Raw genomic sequence first — 14401 nt, 5'->3', positions numbered from 1 at the left:
TGCGGGACGGAGGTTGGTCTACTGTCATTCGCCGGCGCGCTGGCTCTACCTTTCGGACCAGTACCTCGGCCCTGGAGGGAAACGGAATCCGGCGGCGCTCGCCCTCGCTTCCTTGAAGCCCTTGCTTGTCCCGTGGGATCGATGGGCGGCGGCGAGGGCGCACCGCTACGTGGCCAACTCGACCGTGGTGAGAGATCGCATCGGAGAGGTCTATGGCTTTGAGGCAGCCCTCTTCCATCCGCCCCACAGTGTGGACATCGCGGGGTCTGTCGAGCCCGTCGAAGGCCTCGAGGAGTTCGTGGGGGAGGGCGGCCATTTTCTGCTCGTCTCGAGGCTTCTGCCGTACAAGAACGTGGACGAGGCGGTGGAGGCTTTCCGCGGCCTGGGTGAGCGGCTCCTCATCATCGGCGACGGGCCCCTCCGGGCCGCGTTGCACGAGCGCCTGCCCGGCAACGTCCGACTGGTGGCAGGGCTGAGCGACGGGCAGATGCGGTGGGCGTATTCCCGTTCGAAGGCCCTCGTTGCGCCGTCGCACGAGGATTTCGGCATCACGCCGCTCGAAGCGGGAGCCTGGGGCAAGCCGACCATCGCACTGCGGGCAGGTGGGTATCTGGACACCATCGTTGAGGGCGTCACAGGCCGATTCATCGAGCGGCCGACGGCGCATGCCATCCGTGCGGCGGTCCTCGCCTTCGATGCGGGGGAGTGGGATGCCCGAGCCATCCAGACCCGGGTAGAGGACTTCTCCGAGGAACGCTTCCGCACGTGGCTGCGGGCAGAGGTGGCCTATCTTGCCAAGACGACGCGGTGAGAGCGGGCGGTCAGATCGTGGTTCGTCCCGCCATCAGAGAGCGGACGGCTTCGCGCACCCGTTCCCGCAGCTCAGCGGCGTAGTCCGTAGGGCGGGGCTCCCGCAGGAGTTTCATCCGGAGGTGGTCGCGGTTGACCACCAGGAGCCCGCGGAGCAGAGCCCAACGTTCCCGTCCAGACCGGGACGCACGCCATCTCGCCCGGAACAATTCGACGCGGGTGCCTCCTCGCGATGCCACGTGCCAGATGTCATGGTCGGGATGACCCTGCCACTCGCCGAGTCGTCCCGTGGCGGCGGCCAACGTGATCGACGCGCCGACCTGGTCGGCAAGCAGCTCCAGACGCTCCCACTCTTCCCGGCCACGGGCCTTCCTGACGAAGTCGACATCGGAAGCGCCGCGGTGCGGGTCTCTGGCGGCATGGAGGACGATCAGGAGCGCCTGGTGCTGACGCCCGGGCACGCGACACGGCCGGCCTGCGATCTGGGTGGAGTCCCGCTGGGCCCAGAGGAGCTCGAAGAACGCGTCGGGTTCGAGCCCGACGCCAGGAAAGCTGCGGTGAATGTCGACGTGCCCCCACTGCTCATTCCACAGCGTCATCGCGTGGTGGAAGACCGAGCCCGTCCGAAACGAGGTGACGGCTTCCCATCCGTCGGCAACGAGTACTTCGGCGAGCTGCGCGGCATCGCGCGGCCGGACGAGCACGTCCACGTCACTGCTGACTCGGCCCTTCTCGTAGAGGCTTTCGTGGGCGGCGTATCCCTTGATGTGCAGAAGATCGATGCCGGATGCGACGGCGAGGTGCTCGATGAGGGCGTGGGCCAGTTGGATGCGGTCGGCCTGCGGCAGATCGACTTCGGAAGTCACGTCAGGGGCGTCCGTTCACCGCGGTGATCGAGAGGTTGACCCAGCGGGTGAAATCCATCACCGATTGGGTCGCCGGTGCATCCACCGAGACTCCGCGGAAGAAGCGCCACAGGTTCCGATGGACGCCAGAGCCCACGAGATGCCCCTTGCCGAAGGTCCCATCCAGCCCCCGGGCGTCGCGGTCCCAGTCGATCATGGTGTACTCAACCGCCTCCGTACCCTCCACGGGTCTGCTCAAGATGACGACGCGCTGGTCGGGGGAGATGGCGCGCACATTGAACGGAGTCGGGCCAGTATCGAGGAATGTGACCTTATCCCCGAGCGCCAGGCTGCGGAAGCTCATGGCGACCCCCCAGATGATTCTTCGATGTCAGTGACAGTGTAAGCGGTTACGCAAACACTTGTCATGGATGTTACGGAGGCATCACATCGTGACGCCCGGCACACAAGCTATGTTGATGAGGCCCTTCCGTCCAGTGTCGGGGCAGTGGGATAGTGTCGGCCCATGGAGGACAAGCCCTACGGCGCCCGCCTGACTGAAACGGGCGTCGCGTTCGCGGTGGCGACCGCTGCGGAGGCCGAGCGAGTCGAGGTCTGCCTCATTGACGACGACGGAGCCGAGTCATGCTCGGACCTCACCAAGGCAGGGGAGGCCGACGGCGCAGTCCGCTGGGAAGCAGAGGTCCCGGGGGTCGGCGAGGGGCAGCTCTATGGCTATCGCGTCCACGGTCCATGGCTGCCTGAGCGCGGCCTCCGATTCAATCCCGCCAAACTCTTGCTTGACCCCTATTCGCTCGCGGTGGCAGGACGCTACGGGGGCGAGCAGGCAGTCCATGCGTTCGTGTTCGGGGAACCCGCTACTCTCGACCCGACCGATTCCCTCCCGTGTGCCCTCCTGTCGATCGTGTGCGACCACGGCGAGTACGACTGGGAAGACGATGCTCCTCCGCGGCATCCTTATAACGAGACGGTCATCTACGAGGCCCACGTCAAAGGGCTGACGCAGCTTCATCCCGCTGTGCCGGCCGAACTCCGGGGGACGTATCGCGGCGCGGCGCATCCCGCCGTCGTCGACCATCTCGTGAGCCTCGGGGTGAGCGCGATCGAACTCATGCCCGTCCACCAATTCCTCGAGGACCCCATCCTCACCGACAAGGGGCTGTCCAACTACTGGGGCTATAACTCCATCGGCTTCTTCGCCCCGCACAACGAATATTCGTCCAGCGGAGACCGGGGCCAGCAGATTGCGGAATTCAAGGACCTGGTCAAGGCCTACCACCAGGCGGGGATCGAGGTGATCCTCGACGTCGTCTACAACCACACCGCCGAGGGCAATCATCTCGGGCCCACCCTCTCGTACCGAGGGCTCGCCAATGCGGCGTACTACCACCTCGTCTCTGGCGAGGAGTTCTACTACATGGACTACACGGGAACGGGAAACACCCTCAACCTCGGGCATTCCCTTTCCTTGCGACTCGTCGTTGATTCGCTGCGCTATTGGGTCACGGAGATGCACGTGGACGGATTCCGGTTCGACTTGGCATCCGCGCTTGCGAGGGAAGACGGGAACGTGGATATGGTCTCGCCCTTCTTCGAGCTCGTGGCCCAGGACCCGGTCCTGTCCAAGGTCAAGCTCATCGCCGAACCGTGGGATGTGGGACCCGGCGGATACCAAGTGGGCAATTTCCCGCCCGAGTGGGTCGAATGGAACGGCAAATTCCGCGATTGCGTCAGGGACTACTGGCGCGGCGAGCCGGGCAAGCTCCGCGAACTCGCCACGCGACTGGCCGGGTCGGCCGACCTCTACGAGGAGGAAGGGAGGCGTCCCTCGGCGTCCGTGAACTTCGTGACCGTCCACGACGGCTTCACGCTGCGCGACCTTGTCTCCTACAACCAGAAGCACAACGAGGCCAACGGCGAGGACAATCGCGACGGCACTGACGACAACAGATCGTGGAACTGCGGAGTCGAAGGACCGAGTGACGATCCTGCGGTCCTCGAACTGCGCGCGCGCCAGCAGCGGAACCTCCTCCTGACGCTGATGCTGGCCCAGGGCGTTCCGATGCTCTCCCATGGCGACGAACTCGGTCGCACTCAGGCTGGCAACAACAATGCCTACTGCCAGGACAATCCCACCACGTGGATCGATTGGCCGCACGGTGACCACGCACTCCTCGAGTTCGTGCGTCGACTCGTCCGGCTCCGCACGGAACACCCGGTGTTCCGCCGCCGTCGCTTCTTCGACGGCACTCCCGTGGCCCCCGCCGAGGGCGATCCCCTGCCCGACGTGGTCTGGCTGGACGCCGACGGATCGTCCATGGGGGCGGACGATTGGGACCAGGACTGGGCGAAGTCGCTCGCCTTCTTCCTCAACGGCGGCGCCGTCCCGGGACCCGCTGGGGCGCGCGCCGACTCGGACATGCTCATCATCCTCAATGCAGCGGACAACGACGTGTCCTACTCCATTCCAACCGGCTATTTCCCGCGCAAATGGGCGACCGTACTCACTACGTGTAGTTCGGCGCTAGTGGGGGAACGTACAGGGGCGGGGGAGGAGTTTGTGGTTCCGGCTCGAAGCGCGGTCGTCCTGGAGGCGGTCGACGACTGAGACGGTAACGCGAGTTTCATCACCCGTCGCTATGATGCGAGGCACCCGGGTCCCCGAGACCCACCACACCTGAGGAGCTACATGGAGATCTGGCCCGGAACCCCCTATCCGTTGGGCGCGACGTTCGACGGAACCGGGACCAATTTCGCCCTTTTCAGCGAAGCCGCGGACAAGGTGGAGCTGTGTCTTTTCGACGCAGATCGACGCGAGACCACAGTCGAGATGACTGAGGTGGACGGCTTCGTCTGGCACTGCTACCTTCCCGAGATCCAGCCCGGCCAGCTGTACGGCTACCGAGTTCACGGGACGTATGACCCCAGCCAAGGACTCCGCTGCAACTCCTCCAAGCTGCTGCTTGACCCGTACGCGAAGGCCGTCCACGGCCACCTCGATTGGGCGCAGCCCCTCTTCTCGTACAACTTCGGGGATCCCTCGAGCCGCAACGACGACGACTCGGCGCCGCACATGATGCTCGGCGTCGTGACGAACCCGTTCTTCGACTGGGGCAATGACTCGCAGCTGGGCATCCCCTATCACGACACGGTTATCTACGAGGCCCACGTCAAGGGCCTGACCAACCTCCACCCCGAGATCCCCGAGAACCAGAGGGGGACCTATGCCGGGGTGGCGCACCCCGCGGTCATCGCCCATCTGAAGAAGCTCGGCGTGACGGCGCTCGAGCTCATGCCCGTCCACCAGTTCGTGGACGACAGCACGCTTCAGGACAAGGGCCTGCACAACTACTGGGGCTACAACACCATCGGCTTCTTCGCCCCGCACGCCGGCTACAGCTCAGCGGGCGACCTTGGATCCCAGGTCCAAGAGTTCAAGGCAATGGTCCGGGCACTTCACGAGGCCGACATCGAAGTGATCCTCGACGTCGTCTACAACCACACGGCGGAGGGCAACCACCTTGGGCCCACGCTGTCGTTCAAGGGCATCGACAACGCTCGGTACTACCGACTTGTCGACGACGACCCCCAGTACTACATGGACTACACCGGAACAGGGAACTCCCTCAACGCGCGGCAGCCTCACTCGCTCCAGCTCCTCATGGACTCGCTGCGCTACTGGGTCACCGAGATGCACGTCGACGGCTTCCGCTTCGACTTGGCCTCCACCCTCGCTCGCGAGTTCTACGACGTGGACCGACTCTCGAGCTTCTTCGAACTCATCCAACAGGACCCGGTCGTCTCGCAGGTGAAGCTCATCGCCGAGCCGTGGGACGTGGGCCCGGGCGGCTATCAGGTGGGCAATTTCCCGCCGCAGTGGACGGAGTGGAACGGGAAGTACCGCGACACCGTCCGCGACTTCTGGAGGGGCGAGCCTTCCACGCTCGGCGAGTTCGCCTCTCGGCTCACCGGATCCGCCGACCTCTACGAGCGGGACGGGCGCCGGCCCGTCGCGTCCATCAACTTCGTCACAGCCCATGACGGCTTCACGCTGCGGGACCTCGTCTCGTACAACGAGAAGCACAACGAGGCCAACGGCGAGGACAACAACGACGGCGAATCCCACAACCGGTCCTGGAACTGCGGTGCGGAGGGGCCGACCAAGGATGAGAAGGTCCTCGAGCTGCGCGCCCGCCAGCAGCGCAACTTCCTTGCGACGCTCCTCCTGTCCCAGGGCGTTCCCATGATCTGCCATGGTGACGAGCTCGGCCGCACCCAGCACGGCAACAACAACGCCTACTGCCAGGACTCCGAGCTCACGTGGATCAACTGGGAGGCCGTGGACCGGCCGCTGGTCGAGTTCACGGCGGCGGTCGCACGGCTGCGGGCAGAGCACCCGACATTCCGCCGCAGCAAGTTCTTCCTCGGCAAGCCGGTGCGACGGGAAGAGGGCGACCGGCTCCCGGATATCGTGTGGCTTCGCCCAGATGGCGAAACGATGGTGCCGGAGGACTGGGACACTGCCTTCGGCCGGTCGGTCGGCGTGTTCCTCAACGGCAACGCGATCAACGGTGTCGACCGGCGGGGCCAGGCGATCACGGATGCCCACTTTCTGCTCTACTTCAACGCGCACGACGGCGAAGTGACGTTCCGCCTTCCGTCCCAGGAGTACGCGCCCGGCTGGGACGTGCTGATCGACACCTCGGGTGATCTGCCCCATGGCAAGCAGGTCCTCGCCGGATCCGAGCTCGGGATCGCCTCGAAGAGCCTTGCTGTCCTCAAGGCCCACGAGACCGCTCCGCTCGAGGCGGATCACTCGGTTGCGGCATCCCTCGCGGCGCTCGCCGAGAGCGAAAGCCGGGCGCAGGAGGAGCCCGAGGAGGCTGCGGTCGAGGAGGCGCCCGCTGAGGAGGCTCCCGCTGAGGAGGCTCCCGCCGACGAGTCCTCGGCTGAGGAGGCGCCCGCTGACGAGACCCCGCGCGAGATCCCTCAGAGGACCAGGCGCCAGGGGCCGACGAGGAGGGGCAAGGCCTGACATGCGCTACCCGTCCTCGACGTATCGACTCCAGATCCGCCCGAGCTTCACGCTCGATGACGCCGCGCGGCTCGTGCCGTACCTCCATCGGCTGGGCGTCGACTGGGTCTACCTCTCGCCGATCCTGACCCCGGTCAAGGGATCGGACCACGGGTACGACGTGGCGGATCCGACGAAGGTGGACCCCGACCGCGGGGGCGCCGAGGGGCTGACACACCTCTCGGCGGCCGCGCATGACCGCGGGATGGGCGTGCTCGTGGACATCGTCCCGAATCACCTCGGCGTGGACGTGCCGGAGCAGAACCCGTGGTGGTGGTCGCTCCTGCGGGAGGGCCGCGACTCGCCGTACGCCGAGGCGTTCGACGTCGACTGGGACGCCGGAGGTGGGAAGATCCTGCTGCCGCTTCTGGGGTCGGACGACGATCTCGACGGCCTCAAGGTCGACGGCGACCGGCTGTTCCTGGGAGAACTGGCGCTTCCGGTCGCTCCGGGCACGGAGGGGACGGACGAGCCGAGGGCTGTCGCCGGGCGCCAGCACTACCGACTCATTCCGTGGCGCGAGGGCGACACGCGGCTCAACTACCGCCGGTTCTTCACCATCACCAGCCTCGCGGGCGTTCGCGTCGAGGTGCCATGGGTCTTCGACGAGGCCCATGCAGAGGTTCGCAGGTGGTTCACTGAGGGACTCGTCGACGGACTGCGGATCGACCATCCTGACGGCCTGGCTGATCCCACGGGATACCTGCGGTGGCTCCGGGACCTCTCGGGCGGGGCCTACACGGTGGTGGAGAAGATTCTCGAACCCGGGGAAGCGCTGCCCTCGGCATTCGCGTGCGAGGGCACCACCGGCTACGACGCCCTCGGGCTTATCGACCGGCTCCTCGTGGACCCGGACGGCCAGGAGCCGCTCGATCGGCTGGATCAGAGCCTGCGCGCGTCCGCCCAGGCTCAAGGCGATGCCAAGAGACCCGCGGGTTTCGAGGACTTGGCCCTCGAGGGGAAGCGGGAGATCGCATCCGGTGCGCTCCGGGCCGAGATCCTTCGCCTGACACGACTGGTTCCGCGGGCGGGCGACGGGCCCGAGGCGCGTTCCCTCGTGGCGGCGGGACCGGAGACGACCGAGGCCGCGCTGGCCGAGATTGCCGCGTCGTTCCCGGTGTACCGGACGTATCTGCCCGACGTCCCCAACGGGGTCCAGATCCTGCACGGGGCCTGCCAGGAAGCGGCAGCCGTGCGCCCGGACCTCGCGGAGACGATCGAAGCCCTTGAGCCCCTCCTTGCCGATCCGGCGACGGAGCTGTGCCGGCGTTTCCAGCAGACCACGGGCATGGTCATGGCGAAGGGTGTCGAGGACACGGCGTTCTACCGGTACACCCGCCTCGGCACCCTGACCGAGGTCGGCACGGATCCGGCAGAGTTCGCCGTTGGCCTCGACGAATTCCACGCAAAGATGGGGGACCGTGAGCGGGACAGCCCCCAATCGCTGACTGCGCTCACGACCCACGACACGAAGCGCAGCGAGGACGCCCGCGCACGCATCACGGTGCTGTCCGAGCTCGCCGACGAGTGGGCTGAACTGCTGCCGAAGCTCCTCGCGGAGGCGCCGCTCCCGGACGGCTCGCTGGCAAATCTTGTCTGGCAGGCGATTCTCGGGGCTTGGCCGGCTAACGCCGAGCGTCTCACGGACTACGCGCTCAAGGCGGCCCGGGAGGCAGCACTGAGAACAACGTGGACGGACCCGGACGAGGAGTTCGAGGGTCAGCTGCGGGGTCTTGTCGAAGCAGCGACGTCGGATTCACCGGCGAACCGGCTCATAGCGGACTTCGCGGCCAGAGTGGAGCCGTACGGCGCGTCGAATGGGCTCGCGGCCAAACTCATCCAGCTCGCAGCGCCCGGCGTCCCCGACATCTATCAGGGCACGGAGTTCTGGGACTGCTCCCTCGCGGACCCGGACAACCGCCGCTCCGTGGACTTCGAGGCTCGGGAGAAGGCTCTGGCTGCCCTGGATGAGGGCGTGTCGGCGCCTCGCCCCACGTCCTCCGAGGCGAAACTCCTCGTGGTCTCCCGGACGCTCCGGCTGCGCCGCGAGCACCCCGAACTCTTCGAGGGTTACGCACCGCTCGATGCCGCGGGCCCGGCCGCGGAGCACGTGGTGGGATTCAGGCGGGGGGCGCATGGCGCCGTCGTCCTTGCCACCCGTCTGCCGGTGGGCCTCGAACGCCGCGGCGGCTGGGGCGAGACGAGCGTCGTACTTCCCTGGCCCTCGCGCGATGTGCTCACTGACGTGGTCCACGAACCGGGGCGCCTTCAGGTCGACTCGGTCCTGGACACGCTCCCGGTCGCACTGCTCATCCCGGAGGAGGCAACATCGTGACGACGCTCGACGACGCAGTCCACGGCCCCGCGTCCGTGTGGGCTCCGCGCGCGGAACGAGTAGACCTCGTGCTCGGCGGCGAGCGGATCCCGCTCGAGGGCTCGGAGGGCGGCTGGCGGGTCGTCCCTGCGGCCGACCGGGAGAAGGTGCGGGCGCAGCTCGCGGCGGGGGAACGCTACGGGTTCGTGCTTGACGGCGAGAAGGATGCCCTGCCGGACCCACGCTCGCTCCGCCAGCCCGACGGCGTCCACGCCCTGTCCGCTGGGTTCGATCCGTCCGCCCATGAGTGGGCTGACCGGGCGTGGACGGGCCGCGACCTCGCCGGTGGAATTGTCTACGAATTCCACGTGGGCACGTTTACTCCCGAGGGCACCTTGGAGTCCGCCGCAGCCCGGCTGCCGTACCTCGCGGACCTGGGCATCGACTTCGTGGAGCTCCTCCCGGTCAACGGGTTCAACGGGCCCTACAACTGGGGCTACGACGGAGTCCTCTGGTACACCGTGCACGAGGGCTACGGCGGGCCCGCCGCCTATCAGCGGTTCGTCGACGCCGCCCACGCGCACGGGATCGGCGTCATCCAGGACGTGGTCTACAACCACCTCGGCCCGAGCGGCAACTACCTTCCCCGGTTCGGCCCCTACCTCCTCGAGGGCAGCGGCACCGGATGGGGCGACTCCATCAACTTGGACGGCCCGGACTCGGATGAGGTGCGCGCCTACATCCTCGAGAATGTGCGCCTGTGGCTTTCGGACTACCACGTGGATGGACTGCGGCTCGACGCGGTCCATGCGTTCGTTGACCGGCGCGCCGTCCCGCTCCTCGAGGAGATTGCGGCGGTCGCCGAGGGGATCGAGCGGGTGACGGGCCGCACCAAGGTCCTGATCGCCGAGTCCGACCTCAACGACCCGCGGATCATCTCGCCCCGTGAACGAGGCGGTGACGGCATCCACGGCCAGTGGAGCGACGACTACCACCATGCGGTGCACGTGGCCCTCACCGGGGAGGACGAGGGCTACTACGCGGACTTCGCGGATCCCACGGCGCTCGCGAAGGTCCTCCGCGGAGGCTTCTACCATGACGGAACGTATTCGAGCTTCCGCGCCCGCTGCCACGGGCGACCCCTCGACCCCGCTGTGATCCAGCCGAAGCAGCTCGTGGTCTGCAGCCAGAACCATGACCAGGTGGGCAACCGGGCGGCAGGGGACCGGCCAAGCGCGAGGCTGGATTATGACGGGCTCGCCGTCGCGGCCGTGCTGACGATCGCCTCCCCCTTCACGCCCATGCTCTTTATGGGCGAGGAATACGGGGCTCACACCCCGTGGCAGTTCTTCACCTCCCACCCGGAGCCTGAGCTGGCCAAGGCGACCGCAGAGGGGCGTCTGCGTGAGTTCGAGAAGATGGGCTGGGATCCGGAGCTAGTGCCCGATCCGCAGGACCCGGAGACGCGGACGCGGTCGGTCCTGGACTGGAGCGAGGCAGAAACGGGCGACGGCGGCCGCCTGCTCTCGCTGTATCGTCGCCTCATCGCGGCGCGCAGAGAGCATCCCGGCCTGTGGGCGGGACGCTTGGACGAGACCGAAGTGGTCGCCGGCGGCGACGGGGAAGGGCGATGGATCGCCTGGAGCCGTCCGGGAGTGACCGTCGCGGTCAACCTCGGCCCGGGACCGACCGAGATCGATCTTCCCCGCACTGGCCGGGCGATCGTGTCGACACATGAGGCGATCCGCGCGGAAGGCGGGCGTTGTGCGTTCCCCGGCCGTGGCGCCGTCGTCCTCGCTCATGAGGAGTCCGCCGACCACTGAGGCGTGGCCTCGACACAGTGAAGGGCGCCGTCCGGGAATTCCGGTCGGCGCCCTTGTGGTGAGTACTAGGCCCTGCGTCGCGTAATCGCTCCCCAGATGAGCAGGACGATGATGGATCCGACAATCGCCGTGATCCACGTGCGGATCTCGAAGAACGATCCGAGGGTGTTGAATCCGAAAATAAGGCCACCGATGAGGCCGCCGAGCCACGCTCCGACGACGCCAAGGATGAGAGTAGCGATCCAGCCACCGCCCTGCTCGCCAGGGAGGATGGCCTTCGCGATAGCCCCGGCGATGAGGCCGAGGATCAGGAATCCGATGAAACCCACGTTATTCTCCTTCTGCTGGTGCGCTTCCGGTAGAGAACTACGTATGCCGGCTGACCCGATTTTTCTAGCACGCGGAGCGGGCACAGTCACGCATTCCGGCCGCCTGATGCCGAATCTTTATGCCCAGCTGGTCCCGATACGATGGCGTCCGTGACCTACATCGCAGACGCTAGCCGCTACGGCTCCATGCAGTACAACCGAGTAGGGCGGAGCGGGCTCAAGCTTCCGGCTATCTCCCTCGGCCTCTGGCACAACTTCGGCGACGACAAGAATTTCGAGGAGCAGCGCGCCATCCTGCGCCGCGCTTTTGACCTCGGCGTCACGCATTTCGACCTCGCCAACAACTACGGTCCGCCGCCAGGGAGCGCGGAGTCGAACTTCGCACGACACCTGCGGGAAGACTTCCGGCCCTACCGCGACGAGCTGATCATCTCGACGAAGGCGGGCTATTTCATGTGGGAGGGCCCCTACGGCGAATGGGGCTCGCGGAAATACCTCATTTCGAGCCTCGACCAGTCGCTCAAGCGGATGGGGCTCGAGTACGTCGACATCTTCTACAGCCACCGGCCCGACCCGGACACGCCTCTCGAGGAGACGATGGGGGCGCTCGACTATGCGGTGCGCTCGGGGCGCGCGCTCTACGCCGGCATCTCCTCCTACTCGCCGCAGCAGACTCTGGAGGCCGCGCAGATCCTCCGCGACCTGGGCACCCCGCTGCTCATCCATCAGCCCCGCTATTCGATGGCCGACCGATGGACCGAGCAGGGAAGCCCGAACCTCTACGAGGCGCTCGACGAGGTGGGAGCTGGCTCCATCGTCTACTCGCCGCTTGCCCAGGGCCTCCTGACCAACCGTTACCTCAAGGGGATCCCAGAGGACTCGCGGGCGGCCAAGGAGCAGTTCCTGAAGTCGTCATCGATCACCGAGGACAAGGTCTCGATGGTCAGGGACCTCGATTCCATCGCACAGGGTCGCGGCCAGACGCTCGCCCAGATGGCCATCTCGTGGGTGCTCCGCCCGCAGCCGTCCGGTGCCTCGCCGGTGACGTCGGCGCTCATCGGCGCCTCGTCGGTTGGGCAGCTCGAGGACTCCCTCGGTGCGCTCGGGGGGCCGGAGTTCCTCGACGACGAACTGGCCGAGATCGACCGGATCCTCGCGGCCCATTAGGCCTTTCTGGGCGTCAGCGATGGGTCGGGGCGATGGTCGTCGTCCGCCGCCGCCCGAACACGTAATAGAGAATGGGGCCCCCGGGATTCACGAGGGTCGCGACGAACCAGGCGGCCTTCGGGCCCTTCACCTGCTCCCGGGGCCGCTTGGCGAGGTCGCGCCACGCAACCACCTTGAGCGCCAGTTGAGCTGCGCCGACGGCGATCACCGTGGCGCGCCTGCGCGGGCTCAGGTCTTCCCACTTCTTCTTGTTCGGGCGACGTGCCATAGCCTTGGCCTCCTGTGACATGCTGTGAGACGAGTTTAAGCGTCGCTGGCCTTCACCGGGCCGGTAACGAGAACTGTAAGTGCAAGGAGAACTGTGTCTGAGAATCCGATCCGCGTGGCCATCGTCGGCGTGGGCAACTGCGCCGCCTCCCTTGTGCAGGGCGTGCACTACTACCGTGACGCCAACCCCGAGGACACGGTCCCCGGCCTCATGCACGTGAAGTTCGGCCCGTACCACGTCAGCGACCTCGAGTTCGTCGCGGCGTTCGACGTCGATGGGAAGAAGGTCGGCGTCGACCTGGCCGAGGCCATCACGGCGAGCGAGAACAACACGATCAAGATCGCGGACGTGCCTCCGACCGGCGTGACCGTCCAACGCGGGCACACCCTCGACGGCCTCGGCAAGTACTACCGCGAGACGATCGAGGAGTCGGACGCCGAGCCCGTCGACATTGTCGCGGCCCTCAAGGAGGCCAAGGTCGACGTCCTCGTGTGCTACCTCCCGGTGGGTTCCGACAAGGCGGCCAAGTTCTACGCCCAGTGCGCCATCGACGCGCACGTCGCGTTCGTCAATGCCCTCCCCGTGTTCATCGCGGGCACCCCCGAGTGGGCGCAGAAGTTCACCGAGGCCGGCGTCCCGATCGTGGGCGACGACATCAAGAGCCAGATTGGCGCCACGATCACCCACCGCGTGCTCGCCAAGCTGTTCGAGGACCGCGGCGTGACCGTGGACCGGACGTATCAGCTCAACGTCGGCGGCAACATGGACTTCAAGAACATGCTCGAGCGCGAGCGGCTCCAGTCCAAGAAGATCTCCAAGACGCAGGCCGTGACCTCGAACGTCGAGGCCGAGCTCGCCCCCCGCGACGTGCACATCGGCCCGAGCGACTACGTCGAGTGGCTCGATGACCGCAAGTGGGCCTTCGTGCGCCTCGAAGGCCGCAACTTCGGCGATGCTCCGGTCTCGCTGGAGTACAAGCTCGAGGTGTGGGACTCGCCGAACTCTGCCGGCGTCATCATCGACGCTGTCCGCGCGGCCAAGATCGGACTGGATCGGGGCATCGGCGGCCCGCTGACGTCCCCGAGCGCCTACTTCATGAAGTCCCCGCCGGAGCAGCGTGCCGACGACGTGGCGCGCGCCCAGGTCGAGGCGTTCATTCGCGGCGAGGTCGAGCGCTGACGCTTCGACTCCTTCTACGGGAAGGCCCTCGCATCCTCAGGATGCGGGGGCCTTTCCGTGCGCTTGGCTCGGCCGGGGGACCGTGCGGAGGTGACGGGGCAACAGGGGGAAGATGGGATCCCTAATTGGGATCCCAAACTCTTGACTGTGACAATAGCCACTTAGTAGGCTTTCTTTTGGGATCCCAATCCGGGATCCCGTAAACGTTGCGCACCTCCCCGGGCTAGTTCGTCTTCGACGGCCGAGCCCTTCCCGATGTCGTGAAGGAGGACACGTGTCCCTTCAAGAGGAAACCCCGCCACAAGGTTCTGCGGAAGCTGCCGAGGCACCCGCAGAAGCCCCGGTGGCCAAGCGCACCAACGTCCGCTGGAAGCTCTTCGTCCTGCTGCTCGTGCTGGTCACGGTGAATTACGTCGACCGCGGGTCCATTTCGGTGGCCCTGCCGATCATCCAGAAGGAGTTCAACCTCACTCCCGAGCTCGTGGGGCTCCTGCTCTCCGCCTTCTTCTGGACCTACGCCCTCATGCAGGTTCCAGTGGGCTGGCTCATCGACCGATTCGGCCCCCGCAAG

12 protein-coding genes are annotated in these 14401 nt (G+C 66.6%); 8 read left to right on the top strand and 4 right to left on the bottom strand.

Annotated elements, in window-relative coordinates; translation table 11 throughout:
* Positions 1-811 (top strand): glycosyltransferase (locus tag ACTHL9_RS13725; protein ID WP_440519852.1); only part of this gene is annotated, 811 nt, incomplete at its 5' end.
* Positions 812-821: 10 nt separating this feature from the next.
* On the opposite strand, the gene ACTHL9_RS13720 is transcribed toward ACTHL9_RS13725, so the two are convergent.
* Both ACTHL9_RS13720 and ACTHL9_RS13715 read right to left on the bottom strand, forming a co-directional pair.
* On the bottom strand, positions 822-1676 hold the full coding sequence (locus tag ACTHL9_RS13720; protein WP_440519851.1) for a nucleotidyltransferase family protein: 855 nt from the start codon (positions 1674-1676) through the stop codon (positions 822-824).
* Position 1677: 1 nt separating this feature from the next.
* Complete coding sequence (locus tag ACTHL9_RS13715) at positions 1678-2019, bottom strand: hypothetical protein (RefSeq protein WP_440519850.1); 342 nt, start codon at positions 2017-2019, stop codon at positions 1678-1680.
* A gap of 162 nt (positions 2020-2181) precedes the next feature.
* On the opposite strand from ACTHL9_RS13715, the gene glgX (ACTHL9_RS13710) reads away from it, so the two are divergent.
* From glgX (ACTHL9_RS13710) to treZ, 4 genes are all read left to right on the top strand, one after another.
* On the top strand, positions 2182-4284 hold the full coding sequence (gene glgX / locus ACTHL9_RS13710) for a glycogen debranching protein GlgX (RefSeq protein ID WP_440519849.1): 2103 nt from the start codon (positions 2182-2184) through the stop codon (positions 4282-4284).
* 81 nt (positions 4285-4365) lie between these two features.
* Complete coding sequence (gene glgX, locus ACTHL9_RS13705) at positions 4366-6711, top strand: glycogen debranching protein GlgX (RefSeq protein WP_440519848.1); 2346 nt, start codon at positions 4366-4368, stop codon at positions 6709-6711.
* Between the two features lies 1 nt (position 6712).
* Entirely contained in the window at positions 6713-9085 is a 2373-nt protein-coding gene (gene treY / locus ACTHL9_RS13700; RefSeq protein WP_440519847.1) for a malto-oligosyltrehalose synthase, read from the top strand.
* On the top strand, positions 9082-10887 hold the full coding sequence (gene treZ, locus ACTHL9_RS13695) for a malto-oligosyltrehalose trehalohydrolase (protein ID WP_440519846.1): 1806 nt from the start codon (positions 9082-9084) through the stop codon (positions 10885-10887). Before treY ends, treZ begins: the two co-directional genes overlap by 4 nt.
* Positions 10888-10952: 65 nt before the next feature.
* On the opposite strand, the gene ACTHL9_RS13690 is transcribed toward treZ, so the two are convergent.
* On the bottom strand, positions 10953-11216 hold the full coding sequence (locus tag ACTHL9_RS13690) for a GlsB/YeaQ/YmgE family stress response membrane protein (RefSeq protein WP_138414150.1): 264 nt from the start codon (positions 11214-11216) through the stop codon (positions 10953-10955).
* Positions 11217-11366: 150 nt separating this feature from the next.
* On the opposite strand from ACTHL9_RS13690, the gene mgrA reads away from it, so the two are divergent.
* A complete protein-coding gene (gene mgrA / locus ACTHL9_RS13685; RefSeq protein ID WP_440519844.1) occupies positions 11367-12383 on the top strand; it encodes an L-glyceraldehyde 3-phosphate reductase in 1017 nt (338 codons plus the stop codon).
* 13 nt (positions 12384-12396) lie between these two features.
* Here the strand turns inward: mgrA and ACTHL9_RS13680 are convergent, their stop codons facing one another.
* Positions 12397-12651 carry a PLD nuclease N-terminal domain-containing protein gene (locus ACTHL9_RS13680; RefSeq protein WP_440519843.1) on the bottom strand — a complete coding sequence of 85 codons (255 nt, stop codon included), beginning with the start codon at positions 12649-12651 and terminating at the stop codon, positions 12397-12399.
* A 93-nt stretch (positions 12652-12744) separates the two neighbouring features.
* On the opposite strand from ACTHL9_RS13680, the gene ACTHL9_RS13675 reads away from it, so the two are divergent.
* A complete protein-coding gene (locus ACTHL9_RS13675; protein ID WP_440519841.1) occupies positions 12745-13830 on the top strand; it encodes an inositol-3-phosphate synthase in 1086 nt (361 codons plus the stop codon).
* A 274-nt stretch (positions 13831-14104) separates the two neighbouring features.
* On the top strand, positions 14105-14401 hold a 297-nt coding region (locus tag ACTHL9_RS13670; RefSeq protein WP_440519839.1), incomplete at its 3' end, for an MFS transporter.

It is taken from the genome of Sinomonas sp., from assembly GCF_051955515.1.
Classification (GTDB): domain Bacteria; phylum Actinomycetota; class Actinomycetes; order Actinomycetales; family Micrococcaceae; genus Sinomonas.
The sequence above is the reverse complement of the archived record's forward strand: the minus strand, read 5'-3'. Positions and strand labels throughout refer to the sequence as shown.

Coding starts and splice junctions, on each gene's coding strand:
- ACTHL9_RS13715 (WP_440519850.1), bottom strand. CDS start 2,019: ATGAGCTTCCGCAGCCTGGCGCTCGGGGATAAGGTCACATTCCTCGAT.
- glgX (WP_440519849.1), top strand. CDS start 2,182: ATGGAGGACAAGCCCTACGGCGCCCGCCTGACTGAAACGGGCGTCGCG.
- glgX (WP_440519848.1), top strand. CDS start 4,366: ATGGAGATCTGGCCCGGAACCCCCTATCCGTTGGGCGCGACGTTCGAC.
- treY (WP_440519847.1), top strand. CDS start 6,713: ATGCGCTACCCGTCCTCGACGTATCGACTCCAGATCCGCCCGAGCTTC.
- ACTHL9_RS13680 (WP_440519843.1), bottom strand. CDS start 12,651: ATGGCACGTCGCCCGAACAAGAAGAAGTGGGAAGACCTGAGCCCGCGC.